This is a genomic window from Actinomycetospora soli (genome assembly GCF_021026295.1).
In the GTDB taxonomy this organism is placed as follows: Bacteria; Actinomycetota; Actinomycetes; order Mycobacteriales; family Pseudonocardiaceae; genus Actinomycetospora; species Actinomycetospora soli.
In genome coordinates this window covers 74,076-88,412 of the sequence record NZ_JAJNDA010000003.1, presented here as the reverse complement: position 1 = coordinate 88,412, position 14,337 = coordinate 74,076, and the positions used below count along the sequence as shown (strand labels likewise).

Here is a 14,337-nt window from a genome sequence, read left to right as displayed (position 1 = left end):
AGCTTCTACGCTTGAGGCATGGCACTGGAGCACAAGGTCCGCGGTGTCGACCACGCGGCGTTCCCGACGTTCGATCCCGCAGGGACCGTCCGCTTCTACCGCGACGTCCTCGGCTTCCCGGTGGTGCACTCGATCTGCGCCGCGGGCTGGGGTCCGGAGAACCACCCGGACTTCATCCACTTCTTCTTCGACATCGGCAACGACGACCGGATCGCGTTCTTCTACTACTTCGGTCTCGAGCCGCAGCACACCCACGAGCGCGGGGACGCCTACGCCGGCTTCGGGCCGGAGGTGCCGGAGTTCTTCGTGCGCTCGCGCCACCTCGCCATCCACGTCGACGACGAGGCCGACCTGCTGGAGTACCGGCGCCGGCTGGACGAGTCCACGTGGCCGGTCGAGATGCAGATCCAGCACGAGACGATCGAGTCGATCTACACGCACGACCCCAACGGCTACATGGTCGAGTTCACCCGCGCGATGCGTCCCGTGACGCCGCAGGAGGACCTCGACGCGAACCTGACGATCGACGCGCTCCTCGACGTGGTGGCCGAGCCGGACCCGTCGTTCGGGAAGCTCCTCGCGCGCAAGGCGGAGCTGATCGTCGAGCGGGCGGCCGACTGGGAAGCGGCGCAGGTATGACCGCCCTGTACGTCCTCGACGTCCCCGAGAACACCACGGTGGCGAAGGTGGCCGCGGAGGCCGGCGCGACGGTCGGGAAGGTCGGGCCGTACTTCGAGATCACTTCCGACGGCTCGATCGTCATCGACCGTCGGGCGACCGGCTGCCGGCACGCGGTCTGGTACAGCTGCATCGCGGGCGTCGCCGGCGGGCGGATCGTGCAGCACGACAAGAACGCCCTGCAGGTCGACCCGGCATGAGCGCGCCCACCCGGCTCGGCGCGGGGCGGTACATCGCGGCCGACGAGCGCCCCGCGGTCACGACGACGAGCGTGCACGAGCTGGCGACGGCCGACGGCGCGTCGGTCCGCGGGGTGCTCGCGACGGTGCCGGGCGCGCGCACCGTCGTGGTCCTCATGCACCCGCGGCAGGACGTCACGCACCACCCGCTCGTGCCGCCGCTGTTGCAGGCGGGCGCGGCGGTGTGGACGCAGCACACGCGGTCGGTCAACAACGACCTGACGCTCGTGCACGAGCAGGCGCTGCTCGACGTCGCGGCCGGGCTCGCGTTCCTGCGCGATCGCGGGTTCGAGTCGGTCGTGACGCTCGGCCACTCCGGTGGCGGCACGCTCTTCGCGTTCTACGTCGAGCAGGCGGGGCTTGCGGGTCCCGAGCGGATCGCGACGACGCCGGGTGGGCGCCCGACGAAGCTCGGTGAGGCTCTCCTGCCGCCGGTGGACGCGGCGGTGTTCCTCGCACCGCACCCGGGGCAGGGGCGGCTGCTGCTCGGGTGCATCGACCCGTCGGTCGCCGACGAGACCGACCCGCTCGCGGCGGTGCCCGACCTGGACCCGTTCGACCCGCGCAACGGCTTCGCCGAGCCGCCCACGAGTTCGTCGTACTCGCCCGACTTCCTCGAGCGGTTCCGGGCCGCGCAGCGCGACCGGGTGGCGCGGATCGACGCGCGGGCCCACGCGGCGCTGGCCCGAGCGGCCGAGGCGCGCGCTGTGCACAAGCGCACGGGTGCACCCGCGGACCGTCGCCGCGCCCTGGCGCCGGAGATCATCACCGTGTTCCGGACGGACGCCGACCCGCGGTGCGTCGACCTGTCGATCGATCCGAGCGACCGGCCGTACGGGTCGCTGTTCGGCGCCCGTCCCGATCTCATCAACTACGGGCAGGTCGGGTTCTGCCGGCTGACGACGCCGGAGGCGTGGCTCTCGACCTGGTCGGGGCTGTCGTCGAACGCCGACTTCGTGCGGTGCGCGCCGGGCGTGCAGGTGCCGACGCTGTTCGTCGAGCTCACCGGCGACCAGGCGGCGTTCCCGGCGGACTCGCAACGGATGGTGGCGGCCCTGGGGGCATCCGACCTGATGCACGTTGCGGTTCGTGGGACGCACTTCGGCGGGGCGATCGCTGCGGACGAACCGACGGGCAACGAGCTCGCGGCCCGGCAGATCGTCGACTGGCTCTCGGAGCGACACGAGCTGGCTCCGCCGCAGACCTAGGTCTTTCACCTAGGTCGGCGTCGGTCCTGCTCCGTCAGACTCCGAGCGCCGAGGTCGCGCGGGGACGTCTCGAGCCCTTCGATGACGACGATCCGCTGGGGGACGACCGATGGCTGCCTGGAATCCGGCCCGACGCCGGACTGTGATGGGGCTGGGCGCATTCGCGCTGGCCGTGACGGCGACGATGGGCGCTCCGCTGTCCGCGATGGGGGAGTCGTGCACCGCTACCCCTGAGAGGGCGTCCTGCGTCGACATCCCCGGTGCGAGGAGCACGGCCATCGGTGACGGGACGAGCCCGGCCGGGGGATACGCCTACACCGGTCCGGGACTTGCGCAGTCGGCCGCCGTGGCCGGCGGCGGCACGATCGCCGGTACGAACTACCAGGGGCCGACCCTCACCCTCGTTTCGGAGTCCAGCGGTCCCGACACACAGGGCGAGGCGGTGGCGGGCCCGCTGGGGCAGGGCGCGAACGGTGAGGCCCAGCAGACGAGGGCTTCGTCCGCCTCGCCGTCCGACGGCACCGGGATTCCTCGGTCGTCGGCCACCGCGACCACGATCGGAGGTGGCCCCGCGTCGAGCGCAGCGACCGGAGATGGTCAGCCGGACGAGGCGTCGACGGCGACGTCGCGGGTCGTGAGCGCCTCCGGGGCCGCCGCGACGTCCGCCGTGCGCGGCTCGACGGCCGGGGCCACCTCGTCGGGTGACGCCGCGCTAGCGTCCGCCATGGCGGCCAACGACTCGAGGGCCACGTCCACGGCGTCGGGAGCCTCGTCGGCGGCCGCGGCGGCGGCGTCGACCGACTCGACGGCCACGTCGACGGCGAAGGGTGCGAACTCGGTGGCCGGCTCGGCGGCCTCGAAGGGCAGCACCGCGAAGGCGACGGCGGCTGGGGACAACTCGTTCGCGCGGGCGACAGCGATCGATCAGGACAGGTCCGTCGCGTGGGCGGGGAAGAACGCGACGGCGACCGCGTCGAGCGCGCAGAACGGGGCACCGGCATCGGTGTCCTGCGGGGGCGGGAACGCCTACGCGGCCAACCAGAATGGCCGGACGTTCTGCGTGAGCGGGAAGTACTACTCGTTCACCTACGCGCCGAACAAGGTGGACCTGACGCTCGACCTGCCGACCACACCACCGAAGAAGACGTCCTCGTCGACGGTGCAGAAGACGTCGAGCAGCACCGAGCAGTCCCCGAGCAAGGACTCCTCGCGCGCCAAGGAGTCGCCGTCGGTAAAGGGCTCGTCCGACAGCAAGGACTCGTCCGGCAGCAAGGACTCGTCCGGCAGCAAGGACTCGGGTGGCAGCACGGACTCGGGCGGCGGGTCGACGAAGCTGGTGACCCTGACGGAGAAGAACTGACGGTCTACAGCACGACGACGGACTGGCCCTGAACCTGCACGGCGATCGCCGGCAGGGGCCGGTCCGCCGGTCCCTGCTGCACCGCTCCGGTGGCAGCGTCGAACACCGACCCGTGGCACGGGCAGCTGAGCGTCGGGCCGCGTCCGGAGACCGCGCAGCCCTGGTGGGTGCAGACGGCGCTGTGCGCGACGACGGTCCCGGCGTTCGGTCGGGTGAGCGCGACCGGAGCGCCGTTGGGGCTGGTCACGACGACGGTGCCGCCGACCGGCACGTCGTTCAGCGAGGCCAGTGGCCCGGGCGCCGGAACGGTCGGCGTGGTCTGCGGACCGCCGCACGCGGAGATCGCCCCGAGCCCGACGAGAGACGCCCCGCCCGCGAGGCAGCCCTGCAGCAGAGGACGTCGTGCGAGCCCGGGAGTCTCGGTCGGCCCGTCCGTGTCGCTCATGATCGCACCGTAGGAGCACCCGCCCCCGTCGGCAGCCCGAGCCAGGGCAGGGCATCGGCGAACGCGGCGTGAGCGATCGGCCCACGGGTGCTTCCCCGGGTTGATGCGGACGCCGCAGCTGTCCCGCGCGCCGTCGCCTCGACGCCCAGAGCCGCAGCTCCGGACTCACGCGACGATCACTCGTGGCGCGGACAATCGTTCGCATGGGTCAACGACCAGGTGTGGCGCGGAGCGTCCGCGGGGCTCGGTGGATCGTGCTGGTGGGGCTGGTGGTGGGCGCCGCGGTCGGGTTGTTCGCCGACCTGCATCTCGACCACACCCCGGTCAGTTCGACGTCGCAGGTGCTGGTCTCCGACGGTCCGCTCGGGCTCGCCTCGTCCGACGCCGCATCGACCGAGGACCAGTACATCGCGGCGCGCATGGACACGTACGCCCAGTTGGCGACCGACGACACCGTCCTCGCGCCCGCCGCCGTCCAGCTCGGGACCACGGTCGACGCGTTGCGACAGGTGGTGCGCGTGACGCCGGTGCCCGACACGACGGTGCTGTCGATCGCCGTCCACGCTGCGACGCCGGCCGAGGCCGCGACCGCGGACGGCGTGGTCGACCGGGCGCTGACAGCGGCGATCACGTCGGCGGAGACGGTGGGGACGGGCCCGTCGCGGGTGGTCGTGAGCACGGTGTCGCCGCCGAACCTGCCCGACGCGCGCACGGTTCCACCGCTCGGCGTCGTCAGCGTGCTCGGAGCGCTGGTCGGGGGGGCTGCTGGTGCTCCTCGGCGCCGTGGTGTGGGGCTCGGGCGTCGTGCAGCGGGCGGGCCGTCGCCTCGACGCCTTCGTGTTCGACGATCAGGCGGACACCGTCCGCCCCTGATCAGAGCTCGAGGAACGCCCCGGTCTCACCCGTGCCGGCCGGTGCGCGCCAGATGGCGGCGTCGGGAACGCGGTCGAGGAAGGCTCGCGTGAGGTCGAGCCATCGCCGGGCCGGCACGTCTGTTCCCTCCTCGAGCCGGATGCAGGCGCCCGGCAGGTCCCAGTCGTCGTCGCGCAGTTGGGGCACGGCGAGGCCACGGGAGAACACCCACCGCGCGATCTTGAGTCCGCGGCGGCCGGGGCTGGTCCGCATGGTGTCCCGGACGGCGGGGTTCCGGCGGAGCGAGGGGTAGCGCGTCGCCCAGGGCCAGGTCTCGAGGGCTGCACGGAGTGCTTGATCGGCGGTGGCCGGGTCGAGTCCGGTGACGCCCTCGACGAGGCACCCGACGGCGAGGCCCTCGCCCATCTCCGTCTGCTGGCGGGCTCGCGTCGGTCCATGAGGCACGGGCTCACCATGACGTCGCGCCTGCAAGATCTCGTCGCGCCGCGCGAGGTGATCGGTGAGCGAGCACTTCGCTCCGCTGGTTGGGATCTTCGAGCCGACCGGCGGCCGGGCGCGCCTTCGTCCGGCGCCGAGGAGCCGGCTCGGTCGTCGACCACTCTGGCTCAGACCCGGCCGGGCGAGTTCGGTCCGCGCAACCGAGTCGTGATGACTCGGTTCGAGGGGCGCGGTCAGCGCTGGGGAGGCAGCTTGCGGATCACCATCGCGGCGGCGGTCTCGGCGCGCTCGCACGGGTCGGGGTCGCCGGGCTTCAGGGTGCCGAGCCCGGTCCAGTCGGCTTCGAGAGCCTGCTTCGGTCCGAGGCCGATCGTGACGGTGCAGATGTTGTTCTCCGGCGCGGTCTGCTGACGCACGGCGGGATAGCCGGCGACCTGCACCGGCTGGAAGATCGGCAGGAGTCGAGCCCGGTAGGTGTCAACGAGCAGGTCTCGATCGCGGTCGACGGACAGACTCAGGATGGCGCCGCTCTGAGTTGTCCACCTGCACTGGTTGCTGCCCATGTAGCTACGGCCCGATCCTTCGTCCCGCACTCCCAATGTTCCGAGCTCCTCTGGAGACAGTTGTCGGCACGGCGCGTCGAATGGCGTCGTCACGTCAAGCGGCCGACTGACCGTTGGTGCCCCGTAACGTGGTGAGGTCGAGATGGGAGCCTGGGGAGGCGGCGGAGAACTGGACGCGCAACCCGCGAGCGCGACCATGAAGAACAGCGGGATCGCGCTACGCCATGCGCCCACTGTTCTCCTGCTCGGCCGCCCGGTAATCGGCCAGCTCTGTCTCGAGTGCGTCGATCAGGCTTCCGATCCTCGCGAGGCCCCCGTCGATGGCTTGCAGCAATGAGCCTTGCCCGCCGGTGGCGACCGCGCCCAACACGGTGGCAGCGTCGCGACTGACCTCGTCCGCGGTTCCTGGCTCGACGCGACCGAGGCGCACGGCATCGAGGCGGACCAGTTGCAGTTCCTCGCGCGCGGCGTAGAGGTCCTCGAGCGCTCTCGGGGCGGCGGCGAGGTCGATCGAGAAGGCGTCACCGGTCGCGGCGACGGGCATCATCTGGCGGGGGACGACCTGGCCGGTGGTGAGGACGGTCGGGTCCGAGGCCTGGAGCGGACGCTCGGGCGACCACGGCGGCGGGCCCGGTGAGGGCTGCGCGGACAGCCCGGGCGGCACAGGCTCGGTCACGACCGACCACGCTAGCCGCCCGACCCCGCCGTCATGGGCGGTTTCGGAGGATCAGACGCGCGGGACGTCGTCCAGGTCGACGACGAACACGCGCGACGACCGACGCGCCAGGACCTCGCCGGCCTTCTCGATGCCCTCCCACTCGTTGCAGAGCAGGAACAGCTTCCCGTCGCCCACAGCGCACGCGAAGCACGGCATCGGTGTCTCGATACGGTGTGTGATCTTCCCGCCGTCGAGCACCCGGACGACCGCGCCGGCCGGGGCGGACGGGTCGCCGCTGTGGGCGAAGGTGTCGGCGGTCTGGGCCCAGATGGCGCCGTCGGCGTCGATGGCGATGCCGTCCGGGCCCAGCCCGTCAGCCCAGACCCGGCGGCCGGTCAACGAGCCGTCCGCGGCGATGTCGAAGGCGCTGAGCCGCCCGGCGACCGACTCGGCGACCACGAGAGTGCTGCCGTCAGGGGTCACCACCATGCCGTTGGGGAAGTGGATGTCCTCGGCGACCCGGCGCGAGGTTCCGTCCGGGGAGACGAGGTCGATCCAGCCGGGCTCGGGGAAGCCCTCGGCGGTGAACGAGCCGTCGAAGCCGTTCACGTACACCCGGCCCTGTGGGTCGACGACGACCTCGTTGCCGCCGCCGTCGCGGAGGACGTCCCCGTCGACGGTCACGGTGTCCTCGGCGGTCGTGACGCGCCGCCCGTCGGGCAGCCAGTCGAACGCCCAGCCCATCTGCTCCGGTCCCGGCGCGACGACCTCGGCCTTCCCATCGAGGTCGACCGCGATCACCTCGCCGACACCCCAGTGCGCGAACCACAGGCGGCCGTCGTGCCACCGGGCGCCTTCCACCATGGCCAGGTCGTCGAGCAGCGTCTCCATGCCGGAAAACTAACACAGTGGTCCTGAAAAACAACTATGGCGACCACGCTGCCGGCGCCTGGATGCGGTACGAGTCCTGGAGCAGCTCGGCGAGCTCCTCCCAGTCGCTGTCCTCGTCGAGAACCAGGCCGATCACGTTCGAGCCCCACGAGACCGTGAAGTAGGGCGGGCCCATGTGTCCGAACGCCGCGACCTCGTCGGGTTCGCCGCGGAAGGTGATGCGGAAGAGCCCGTCCTCGCCGCCGAACACGTGCGCGACGGTCGCCCCGCGGACCCTCCACCGGGTCCCGACCCAGGCGCGCTCCTGCGTCACGCCCTGCCACCCGCGCAGGACGGCGTCGATGCGCTCCACCATCTCCTCGGGGACGTCCGGCCGCTCACCCACGCCGACACCCTGGCACGACACCCCGACACCGTTGCGCCGGTCGCGGTGGAGGTACCGGCAGTCGGCGGATGTTCCACGGAGACCACCAACGGATAGCGTCCGATTCCATGACCGTCTCCACCGCCGTCGCAGAGCTGAACGCCGGCGAACGTCTGCGCATCTGCGGCCAGCGGTTGGCGGTGGCGGTGATCGACCGGCTCGCCGGTGTCGCCGCCGACAAGGTCGACGACCTCTCCGACCAGGTCGAGAAGATGGCGTCCGGCGGCGGCCTGAAGCTGGGCGCGATCTTCGGCGCCGGCAACGCCCTGATGGCGGGCAAGAACCCGCTCTTCGGCGCGATGAAGGGCGCGTGGGGCGCCCTCGGCGTCGGGCCGAAGATCGCGATCATCGTGGGGCTCGTGCTGCTCGGCGTCCTCAGCCCGGTCGCGCTCCTGCTCCTGCTCGTGGGCCTGCTGGTCGCCGGGATCATCTCCGCGGTGAAGCGCTAGCTAGCGGCTCGCCGCCCGCCGGTACTGCGCGCTCGCGAGCGGCGCGAACACCGCGACGACGGCCACGGCCCAGATCAGCGTGTAGAGCTGCGGGTGCTGCAGCGACCACGCCTGCGAGACGGCCGCCGCCGGGTTCGGGTCGGGGTTGCCGAAGAGCTCCCGCGCCGCCTGCGTCACCGCGGACACCGGGTTCCACTCCGCGAACACCCGCAGCGGCCCCGGCAGCGTGTCGAGCGGGACGAACGTGTTCGCCACGAACGTCAGCGGGAAGATCACGATGAACGAGGCGTTGTTGATGACCTCGGGGCTCGGGATCAGCAGGCCGAGCCACGCCATGATCCACGAGATCGCGTAGGCGAAGACGAGCAGCAGCACGAAGCCCCACAGCGCCTCGAGCGGCCCCGTGTTGATGCGCCACCCGACGAGCAGCCCCGTGATCGACATGACGATCAGCACGAGCACGTTGTTCACGACGTCGGACAGTGTGCGCCCGGTCAGCACCGCCGACGGCGCCATCGGCAGCGACCGGAACCGGTCGATGATCCCCTTCTTCACGTCCTCGGCCAGGCCCGCGCCGGTGTTGGTCGCCCCGAACACGACGGTTTGGGCGAAGATCCCCGCGATGAGGAACTCGCGGTAGGCCGCACCGCCGCCGGTCGGGTCGATCGCGCCGCCGAACACGTAGGCGAACAGCAGCACGAACATGATCGGCGAGAGCGTGGTGAAGACCAGCAGGTCGGGCACCCGCTTGATCTTGATGAGGTTCCGCTTCGCGACGACGGCGGCGTCGTTCACGACGTCGAGCGTGCTCACGTCGCGTCCTCCTCGGTGGTGGAGCCGGTCAGGGTGAGGAACACGTCGTCGAGGGTCGGGCGGCGGACCCCGGCGTCGTCGACGTCGAGGCTCTCGGACTCCAGCAGGTCGAGGGCCTGCCGCAGCGCCTTCACCCCGCCCGACACCGGCATCGTCAGGGACCGGCGGTGCTCGTCGGTGACCGGCGGGGCGACCCCGAGCGGTGTGACCAGGCGGGCGGCCTCGTCGAGGCGGGACCCGTCGCTGACCGTGAGCTCGAGGCGCTCGCCGCCGATCTGGGCCTTGAGCTGGTCGGCGGTGCCGCGCGCGATGGCGCGGCCGTGGTCGATGACCACGATGTCGTCGGCCAGGACGTCGGCCTCCTCCAGGTACTGCGTGGTGAGCAGCAGCGTGGTGCCGCCCGCGACGAGCTGCTGGATGACGCCCCACATCTCGGTGCGGCTCCGCGGGTCGAGGCCCGTGGTGGGCTCGTCGAGGAACAGCACCGGGGGAGCCGCGACCAGCGCCCCCGCGAGGTCGAGCCGCCGTCGCATGCCGCCGGAGTAGGTCCGCGCGGGCCGGTCCCCGGCGTCGGTGAGGCTGAACTGCGCCAGCAGTTCGCGTGCCCGCTCGCGGCTGCGGCGCCGCCCCAGGTGGTAGAGCCGGCCGATCATGTCGAGGTTCTCGAAGCCCGTCAGGTATTCGTCGACCGCCGCGTACTGCCCGGACAGGCCCAGGCGGCGGCGGACCTCGCGGGGCTCGGCGAGCACGTCGACCCCGTCGATCGACGCGCGCCCCGCGTCGGGCTGCAGCAGCGTGGTGAGGATGCGGACGATCGTCGTCTTCCCCGCGCCGTTCGGGCCGAGCAGCCCGAGCACGGTTCCTCGCGGCACCTGCAGGTCGACCCCGTCGAGGGCGGTGACGCCGCCGTACCGCTTGACCAGCCCGGCGACCTCGATCGCCACGTCCATGCGAGCTCCCTGATGTCCGATTCGGCGCGAGCGTAGCGACGGGGTCCGACAGCGTCGCCCGACTTGCTGCCAGGCTGCGCGCGTGACGGAGATGCTCGTCGTCCTGGTGAGCGGCTTCCTCGTGATCGCGGTGGCGGCCGTCCTCGGTCCCCGCCTCGGGATCGCGGCCCCGCTCCTGCTCGTCGTGGTCGGGGTGGGCGCGAGCTTCCTCCCGCTGTTCGCCGCCGTGGAGATCGAGCCGGAGTGGATCCTCGAGGGGGTCCTCCCGCCGCTGCTGTACTCCTCCGCGGTGTCCATGCCGGCCATGAACTTCCGCCGCGAGTTCGCGGCGATCAGCGGCCTGTCGGTGGTCCTCGTCGTGGGCAGCTCGCTCGTGCTCGGACTGTTCTTCGCGCTCGTCGTGCCCGGCCTCGGCTTCGCCTGGGGCGTCGCCCTCGGCGCGATCGTCAGCCCCACCGACGCCGTCGCCACGTCGATCGTCAGGCGCACGCCGACCTCGGCGCGGGTCGTCGCGATGCTCGAGGGCGAGAGCCTGCTCAACGACGCGACGGCGCTCGTCATCCTGCGCACGGCGATCGTCGCGACCGCGGCGGCCTTCTCCTTCTGGGGAGCCCTCGGCACGTTCGCGTACTCGGTCGCGGTCGCGGTCGTCGTCGGGGCGCTCGTCGGTCGCCTCGCCCTCCTGGCCCGTCGCCGGATCACCGACCCGACGGTCAGCACCGTCATCTCCTTCGCGGTGCCCTTCCTCGCCTCCGTGCCCGCCGAGCTGCTCGAGGCGTCCGGGCTCGTCGCGGCGGTCGTCGCGGGCCTCGTCACGGGCGTCCGGGCCCCGCGCGACCTGTCGTCGCGCAACCGCCTCTCGGACTCCCAGAACTGGCGCACGGTCGAGCTGGTCCTGGAGGGCGCGGTCTTCCTGACGATGGGCCTGCAGATCCGGTCGATCGTCGAGTCCGTCGAGCGGGACCACGCGGGGGTCGGGACCGCCGTGCTGATCGCGGTCGGGGCCCTCGTCCTGACGGTGCTCGTCCGGGCCGCCTACGTCGCCCCGCTCCTGCGCGCCCTCGCCGCCCGGGCCCGGCAGCACGTCTCGCTGCAGGGCCGTCTGACGCGGATGCAGGACCGGATGGGCACCCCCGAGGGCAAGGCGGAGCTCGCCGCCCGCAGCCGACGCCGGCTCTCGGAGAACCAGCTCGAACGGTTCGCGCTCCGCATCACCCGCGGCCTCGCGACGATCCGCTACTTCCTGCGCGAGCCGCTCGGGTGGCGCGAGGGCGCCGTCGTCGTCTGGGCCGGCATGCGGGGCGCCGTCACGGTCGCCGCGGCGCAGACGCTCCCGGAGACCGCCCCGCAGCGCTCGGTTCTCGTGCTCGTCGCGTTCACCGTCGCGACCCTCTCGCTGCTCGTCCAGGGCGGCACGACCGGTCCGCTCGTGCGCCGACTCGCCCGGCCCGTCGACCCGGCGGTGGTGCAGGCGCGCGAGGCCGACCGGGCCGAGCTCGTCGCGCTCCTGCGTCGCACCGCGGAGGCGGTCCCGGCGCCCCACGTTCCCGACGACGGGTCGGCGCCGGCCGCCGTCGCCCACCGGCTCGCCGTCCTCGCCGCCCAGCGCGACGCCCTGCTCACCGCACGGGACGACGGCACCGTCGACGCCGACGTCCTGCAGGAGGCCCTCGCGAACCTCGACGCGTCGGAGATCGCCATCGAGCTGCGGGGGCGCCTCGCGGAGTGATCCTGCGCGGTGTGCATCACAGCATGGCGCGCAAAGTTGCACGGCACGCATGAATGCGTATCGTGAAGGAGTCGCCGCGGGCAGGCCGTGGCGGCCCCTATCGCGAAGGCCGGACATCCATGACGACAGCCGCACCGCCGCGCACCAGCCGGCGCGCCGTGCTCATCCCGCTCTCGGGCCTGCTGATGGCCCTGTTCGTCGCGATCCTCAGCTCGACGATCGTGTCCAACGCCCTGCCCCGGATCATCGGCGAGCTGGGCGGCACGCAGGCGCAGTACACCTGGGTGGTCACCGCGTCGCTGCTGGCGATGACCGCGTCCACCCCGATCTGGGGCAAGCTCGCCGACCTGTTCTCGAAGAAGCTGCTGGTCCAGCTCGCGATCGGCGTCTTCATCGTCGGCTCGATGCTCGCCGGCCTGTCGACGTCGACGCCGATGCTGATCGGCTTCCGCGTCCTGCAGGGCCTGGGCATGGGTGGTCTGACCGCCCTGGCGCAGGTCGTGATCGCCGCGATCATCCCGCCGCGTGAGCGCGGCCGGTACTCCGGCTACCTCGGCGCGATCATGGCCGTGGCCACCGTCGGCGGCCCGCTCATCGGCGGCGTCATCGTCGACACCATCGGTTGGCGCTGGTGCTTCTACGTCACCGTGCCGATCGCCGTGATCGCCCTCGTCGTGCTCCAGCGGACCCTGACGGTGCCCACCGAGAAGCGCGAGGTGCACATCGACTACCTCGGCGCGCTGCTCGTCGCCGGCGGTGTCTCCGCCCTGCTGGTCTGGGTCTCGCTCGGCGGCAAGAACTTCGCCTGGATCTCGTGGGCCTCGCTGGTGTGGCTCGCCGTGGGGATCGTCGCGCTGGTGCTCGCCGTCGTCGTCGAGAACCGCGCGAAGGAGCCGGTCGTCCCGCTCCAGCTCTTCCGCAACCGGACCGTCGCCCTCGCCACCGTCGCCGCGCTGTTCGTCGGCGTCGCAATGTTCGGCTCCTCGGTGTTCCTCTCGCAGTTCTTCCAGCTCTCGCGCGGCGCCTCGGCCACCGAGGCCGGCCTGCTGACCCTGCCGATGATCGCCGGGCTCTTCCTCGCCTCGACCATCGTCGGGCAGCTCATCTCCCGCACCGGGAAGTGGAAGGGCTTCCTGGTCGGCGGCGGCATCTCGCTGGTCGTCGGCCTGCTCATGCAGGGCCTCGTCATGGGCGCGGACACCCCGTACTGGGAGCTCGCCGTCGCGATGCTGCTGGTCGGCGTCGGCGTCGGTGCGACGCAGCAGAACCTCGTGCTCGCCGTCCAGAACCAGGTCGCCCTGCGCGACATGGGCGCCGCCAGCTCGACCGTCGCGTTCTTCCGCTCGCTCGGGGGCGCCGCCGGCGTCGCCGCGCTCGGCGCCCTGCTCTCGAGCCACGTCTCCGCGGCCATCACCTCCGGGCTCACCGCCGTCGGCATCCCCGCCTCGGCCACCTCGTCGTCGAGCGGCCAGATCCCGAACGTCGCGACGCTGCCCGAGCCGATCCGCGGCATCGTCGAGAACGCCTACGGCGACTCGGTCGCCCTGATGTTCCTGGTCGCGGCCCCGCTGGCCCTCGTCGCGCTCGTCGCGATCCTGTTCCTGCGCGAGGTCCCGCTGCGCGACACGATCGACATCGAGACCACGGCGCCGGCCGCCCCGGATGAGGACGATTCCCCCTCGCTCGTCGAGGGCACCGTCCGCGACGGCGACCGTCCGGCCGCTCGCGCCGTGCTCACCCTGATCGACCGCACCGGCCGCCAGCTGGCCCGCGCCACCGCCGACGACGAGGGCCGCTACCGGCTCCCGGTCGACGACGAGGTCGCACCGCACCTGCTGATCGCGCAGTACCGCGGCACCCCGCACGTCGAGATGCTCGGCGGCACCCTCGGCCGCCAGCGACGCGACCTGCAGCTCGGCGCCGGGGCGACCGGGCGGCACGCGCTCGACGCGAGCACGGAGGTCATGTCGGCGGTGACACGATGACCACCGTGGAGCTCGGTCGTCGGGAGCGGAAGAAGCTGGCCACGCGGGCCGCGCTGAGCGAGGCCGCCGTCGCGCTGTCGCTCGAGCACGGCCTCGAGCACGTGACGATCGAGCAGATCGCCGACGCCGCCGACGTCTCGCTGCGCACCTTCTTCAACTACTTCTCCAGCAAGGAGGAGGCCGTCGTCGCGGGGGACAGCGCCCGCGGCGACGCGCTGGTGGAGCTGGTGCGCGAGCGCCCGGCCGCGGAGAGCGTGCTGACCGCGCTGCGCACGGCCGTCGTCGAGCACGTCGACGAGCTCGCCGGCGACGACCAGCTCGACGCCCTGCGGATGATGCGCCGCACGCCGTCGCTGCTGCCGCACCAGCTGGCGGCCTACGCCGCCCGCGAGCGCGAGCTCGCCGTCGTGATCGCGGAGCGGCTCGGGGAGCGCCTTCCCGACGACGGGTCGGTGGGCTTGCGGGCCGCGCTCGCGGCGGCCGTCGTCATGGCGGGCGTGCGGGTCGTGATGCAGCGCTGGACCGACGGCGGCACCCGCGACCGGGACGTCCTGCGCGCGAGCCTGGGGGAGATGTTCGACCAGCTCGCCGCGGGGCTGGGCGAGCGGTAGGGGCCGGAGCGACCTGGGAGCAT

The 14,337-nt window shown here is 72.4% G+C and carries 18 protein-coding genes; 8 read left to right on the top strand and 10 right to left on the bottom strand.

Annotated elements, in window-relative coordinates; genetic code table 11:
• Positions 1–18 precede the first annotated feature (18 nt).
• Genes LN037_RS05350 through LN037_RS05340 form a run of 3 tightly spaced genes read left to right on the top strand, consistent with a single transcriptional unit; the run spans position 19 to position 2,125 of the window.
• Positions 19–639 (top strand): VOC family protein, encoded by a 621-nt coding sequence (locus tag LN037_RS05350; RefSeq protein ID WP_230750559.1) that lies wholly within the window; start codon positions 19–21, stop codon positions 637–639.
• Complete coding sequence (locus LN037_RS05345) at positions 636–878, top strand: hypothetical protein (protein WP_230750558.1); 243 nt, start codon at positions 636–638, stop codon at positions 876–878. Before LN037_RS05350 ends, LN037_RS05345 begins: the two co-directional genes overlap by 4 nt.
• Positions 875–2,125 carry an alpha/beta fold hydrolase gene (locus LN037_RS05340; RefSeq protein ID WP_230750556.1) on the top strand — a complete coding sequence of 417 codons (1,251 nt, stop codon included), beginning with the start codon at positions 875–877 and terminating at the stop codon, positions 2,123–2,125. Before LN037_RS05345 ends, LN037_RS05340 begins: the two co-directional genes overlap by 4 nt.
• Before the next feature lie 597 nt (positions 2,126–2,722).
• Here LN037_RS05340 and LN037_RS05335 read toward each other — a convergent pair.
• Positions 2,723–3,022: a hypothetical protein gene (locus LN037_RS05335; RefSeq protein WP_230750554.1), complete on the bottom strand. Its 300-nt coding sequence runs from the start codon at positions 3,020–3,022 to the stop codon at positions 2,723–2,725.
• Positions 3,023–3,185: 163 nt separating this feature from the next.
• On the opposite strand from LN037_RS05335, the gene LN037_RS05330 reads away from it, so the two are divergent.
• On the top strand, positions 3,186–3,485 hold the full coding sequence (locus tag LN037_RS05330) for a hypothetical protein (RefSeq protein ID WP_230750552.1): 300 nt from the start codon (positions 3,186–3,188) through the stop codon (positions 3,483–3,485).
• A gap of 4 nt (positions 3,486–3,489) precedes the next feature.
• Here LN037_RS05330 and LN037_RS05325 read toward each other — a convergent pair whose 3' ends face one another.
• From LN037_RS05325 to LN037_RS05295, 7 genes are all read right to left on the bottom strand, one after another.
• On the bottom strand, positions 3,490–3,930 hold the full coding sequence (locus LN037_RS05325) for a Rieske (2Fe-2S) protein (RefSeq protein WP_230750551.1): 441 nt from the start codon (positions 3,928–3,930) through the stop codon (positions 3,490–3,492).
• A gap of 208 nt (positions 3,931–4,138) precedes the next feature.
• Complete coding sequence (locus tag LN037_RS05320) at positions 4,139–4,642, bottom strand: hypothetical protein (RefSeq protein WP_230750549.1); 504 nt, start codon at positions 4,640–4,642, stop codon at positions 4,139–4,141.
• Between the two features lie 161 nt (positions 4,643–4,803).
• Positions 4,804–5,247, bottom strand: coding sequence for a hypothetical protein (locus tag LN037_RS05315; protein ID WP_230750548.1), 444 nt, complete (start codon positions 5,245–5,247; stop codon positions 4,804–4,806).
• A gap of 227 nt (positions 5,248–5,474) precedes the next feature.
• Entirely contained in the window at positions 5,475–6,002 is a 528-nt protein-coding gene (locus LN037_RS05310; RefSeq protein ID WP_230751111.1) for a DUF3558 domain-containing protein, read from the bottom strand.
• 19 nt (positions 6,003–6,021) lie between these two features.
• Complete coding sequence (locus LN037_RS05305; protein WP_230750546.1) at positions 6,022–6,480, bottom strand: hypothetical protein; 459 nt, start codon at positions 6,478–6,480, stop codon at positions 6,022–6,024.
• A 51-nt stretch (positions 6,481–6,531) separates the two neighbouring features.
• On the bottom strand, positions 6,532–7,353 hold the full coding sequence (locus LN037_RS05300; protein ID WP_230750544.1) for an SMP-30/gluconolactonase/LRE family protein: 822 nt from the start codon (positions 7,351–7,353) through the stop codon (positions 6,532–6,534).
• 34 nt (positions 7,354–7,387) lie between these two features.
• Positions 7,388–7,738, bottom strand: coding sequence for an MmcQ/YjbR family DNA-binding protein (locus LN037_RS05295; RefSeq protein WP_230750542.1), 351 nt, complete (start codon positions 7,736–7,738; stop codon positions 7,388–7,390).
• Positions 7,739–7,845: 107 nt separating this feature from the next.
• Here LN037_RS05295 and LN037_RS05290 point away from each other — a divergent pair, with 107 nt between their 5' ends.
• Complete coding sequence (locus LN037_RS05290) at positions 7,846–8,226, top strand: hypothetical protein (RefSeq protein ID WP_230750540.1); 381 nt, start codon at positions 7,846–7,848, stop codon at positions 8,224–8,226.
• On the opposite strand, the gene LN037_RS05285 is transcribed toward LN037_RS05290, so the two are convergent.
• Both LN037_RS05285 and LN037_RS05280 read right to left on the bottom strand, forming a co-directional pair.
• Complete coding sequence (locus LN037_RS05285) at positions 8,227–9,039, bottom strand: ABC transporter permease (protein WP_230750538.1); 813 nt, start codon at positions 9,037–9,039, stop codon at positions 8,227–8,229.
• Positions 9,036–9,989, bottom strand: a complete 954-nt coding sequence (locus tag LN037_RS05280) for an ATP-binding cassette domain-containing protein (RefSeq protein ID WP_230750536.1) — start codon at positions 9,987–9,989, stop codon at positions 9,036–9,038. Before LN037_RS05280 ends, LN037_RS05285 begins: the two co-directional genes overlap by 4 nt.
• Before the next feature lie 91 nt (positions 9,990–10,080).
• On the opposite strand from LN037_RS05280, the gene LN037_RS05275 reads away from it, so the two are divergent.
• From LN037_RS05275 to LN037_RS05265, 3 genes are all read left to right on the top strand, one after another.
• Entirely contained in the window at positions 10,081–11,718 is a 1,638-nt protein-coding gene (locus LN037_RS05275; protein WP_230751109.1) for a cation:proton antiporter, read from the top strand.
• Positions 11,719–11,837: 119 nt separating this feature from the next.
• Positions 11,838–13,703 (top strand): MFS transporter, encoded by a 1,866-nt coding sequence (locus tag LN037_RS05270; protein WP_230750534.1) that lies wholly within the window; start codon positions 11,838–11,840, stop codon positions 13,701–13,703.
• Positions 13,700–14,314, top strand: a complete 615-nt coding sequence (locus LN037_RS05265; RefSeq protein WP_230750532.1) for a TetR/AcrR family transcriptional regulator — start codon at positions 13,700–13,702, stop codon at positions 14,312–14,314. The genes LN037_RS05270 and LN037_RS05265 overlap by 4 nt, the downstream gene beginning before the upstream one ends.
• Positions 14,315–14,337 lie beyond the last annotated feature (23 nt).

Excerpts from the sequence above, each read along its gene's own strand:
- LN037_RS05350 (WP_230750559.1), top strand. The coding sequence starts at position 19 with ATGGCACTGGAGCACAAGGTCCGCGGTGTCGACCACGCGGCGTTCCCG.
- LN037_RS05345 (WP_230750558.1), top strand. The coding sequence starts at position 636 with ATGACCGCCCTGTACGTCCTCGACGTCCCCGAGAACACCACGGTGGCG.
- LN037_RS05340 (WP_230750556.1), top strand. The coding sequence starts at position 875 with ATGAGCGCGCCCACCCGGCTCGGCGCGGGGCGGTACATCGCGGCCGAC.
- LN037_RS05325 (WP_230750551.1), bottom strand. The coding sequence starts at position 3,930 with ATGAGCGACACGGACGGGCCGACCGAGACTCCCGGGCTCGCACGACGT.
- LN037_RS05310 (WP_230751111.1), bottom strand. The coding sequence starts at position 6,002 with ATGGTCGCGCTCGCGGGTTGCGCGTCCAGTTCTCCGCCGCCTCCCCAG.
- LN037_RS05300 (WP_230750544.1), bottom strand. The coding sequence starts at position 7,353 with ATGGAGACGCTGCTCGACGACCTGGCCATGGTGGAAGGCGCCCGGTGG.
- LN037_RS05290 (WP_230750540.1), top strand. The coding sequence starts at position 7,846 with ATGACCGTCTCCACCGCCGTCGCAGAGCTGAACGCCGGCGAACGTCTG.
- LN037_RS05280 (WP_230750536.1), bottom strand. The coding sequence starts at position 9,989 with ATGGACGTGGCGATCGAGGTCGCCGGGCTGGTCAAGCGGTACGGCGGC.
- LN037_RS05275 (WP_230751109.1), top strand. The coding sequence starts at position 10,081 with ATGCTCGTCGTCCTGGTGAGCGGCTTCCTCGTGATCGCGGTGGCGGCC.
- LN037_RS05270 (WP_230750534.1), top strand. The coding sequence starts at position 11,838 with ATGACGACAGCCGCACCGCCGCGCACCAGCCGGCGCGCCGTGCTCATC.
- LN037_RS05265 (WP_230750532.1), top strand. The coding sequence starts at position 13,700 with ATGACCACCGTGGAGCTCGGTCGTCGGGAGCGGAAGAAGCTGGCCACG.